The organism is Streptomyces sp. NPDC012508, from assembly GCF_042902595.1.
GTDB lineage: Bacteria > Actinomycetota > Actinomycetes > Streptomycetales > Streptomycetaceae > Streptomyces.
Genome location: NZ_JBIBEO010000026.1, coordinates 1 through 1,604, shown reverse-complemented (window position 1 = coordinate 1,604; position 1,604 = coordinate 1). Strand labels below are relative to the sequence as shown.

General features: G+C 72.5%; 2 protein-coding genes. Both read right to left on the bottom strand.

Annotated elements, in window-relative coordinates; all coding sequences use genetic code 11:
- Nucleotides 1-1,212 (bottom strand): glycosyltransferase (locus tag ACFY8U_RS36220; RefSeq protein ID WP_389576403.1); only part of this gene is annotated, 1,212 nt, incomplete at its 3' end.
- Between the two features lie 50 nt (nt 1,213-1,262).
- The coding region (locus tag ACFY8U_RS36215; RefSeq protein WP_389576401.1) for a glycosyltransferase at nt 1,263-1,604 on the bottom strand (342 nt) is incomplete at its 5' end.

Genomic DNA, 1,604 nt, shown 5'->3' with positions numbered 1-1,604 from the left:
CCGGTCCAGCCTCCCCACGAACACGATCGTGCGCGGCCGGGTGGATGCCCTCGGTCCCGGAGTGAACCGCTCCACATCGACCCCCGGCGTGATCTGCAGGGCCCCGGGACGGCTGGAGGCCAGCGAGGCGGGTGACACCGCGACCAGTGCGCGGGTGCGGTCGAACACCCGGGGCAGGGCGTTCCGCTCGTAGCAGCCCAGGAGCCGGTCGCGGAATCTGGAGCCCTTGACCATGGTTCCGGCGTGGTAGGTCATGACGGCCGGCCTCTTTCCGGCCACCGCGACCGCCAGTTCGCCGAGGCCGGGGACCGGCGCATGGGCGTGGACGACGTCGACGCGGAGCCTGCGCAGCCAGCGGCGCAGCTGGAACGGCCACAACGGACTGACCGGTGTGTTGACGTACCGGCTCGTCCAGGTGCCCAGACGGATGACCGGCACGCCGTCCTCGACGCCCACCGAGGTGCGCCAGCCGGTCGTGCTCGCGGTGATGACGGCGGCGCGCATCGCCGGATCCGCCGCGACCGCCTGCGCGACGCGGTGCGCGTAGTGCTCCACACCGCCGATGTGGGGCGCGTAATAGGGCGCGACGACAGCGACGGTGCGTGTCAGGCGGGCGGGATCGGCGGCGCGGTCGAAGACCTCGGCGGTACGGTCGCACAGATCCTCCCAGGGTGGTTCCCCCGGCGCGTCCTCGCAGCTCCGGCGGCCGATGGCGGTGGCCCGGAACGCGAGGACCCCGGGCAGGTCCGCCGCCGAGTCCGATACGGACACGATCTCGCGCGCCCGGGAGACGGCCGGGGCCAGGAGGGTCCGGTGGACCGGCATCCGTGGGCCTCGCGAGGGCCGGCCGACGTGACAGGTCAGCACGAGTGGCAGGTCACGGCCGGCGCGGGCCGCGGCGGCCGCGAGCAGGGCAGAGGGGGTGTGGGCGTCGACGAGGTCCACATCCTCCGTCTCGATGATGCGGCGCAGGTCGTGGCCCCAGCGCAGGGCCAGGGGAGTGCCGGGCGCGGCCAGACGGTAGACCGGCATGCCGTGGGGGCCTTCGTGGGTCCTCGGCTTCGTCCCCCCTTCCGAGGCCGCTGCGACCACCACCCGGTAGCCGTGACGGGAGCTCAGGAGGCGGGCGAGATGCCACACATGCTGTGCCACCGGACCTGTGTCGTCGGGCGGGAAGTGCGGCGCCACGATCAGAACGGAACGCGGGTTCATGAGAAGACTCCTGAACTCCTGAAAGAGGCATGCCGGGGTCGGTGCCGGGCTCAGCGGCCGGTAGGTGTGGGGGGCAGGGTTCGGAAGAGGTCGAGGTAGCGGTCGGTGAGTGCGGGCCAGGCGTAGCGTTCTACGGCGCGTTGTCTGCCGGCGGCGCCGAGGCGGTCGGCGAGTTCGCCGTCGCGGAGGACGCGTTCGCATGCGGTGGCGAGTGCTTTGGGGTTGCCGTGGGGGACGATGAGGCCGGTGATCTTGTCGGCGATGACGTAGGGGATGCCGCCGGCGTCGGATCCCACGACGGGGGTGGCGCATGCCATGGCCTCGACCAGCACCATGCCGAAGGACTCCGCCGCGGTGAGTGAGGGGAGGACGAGCACGGCGGCGTTGCGCAT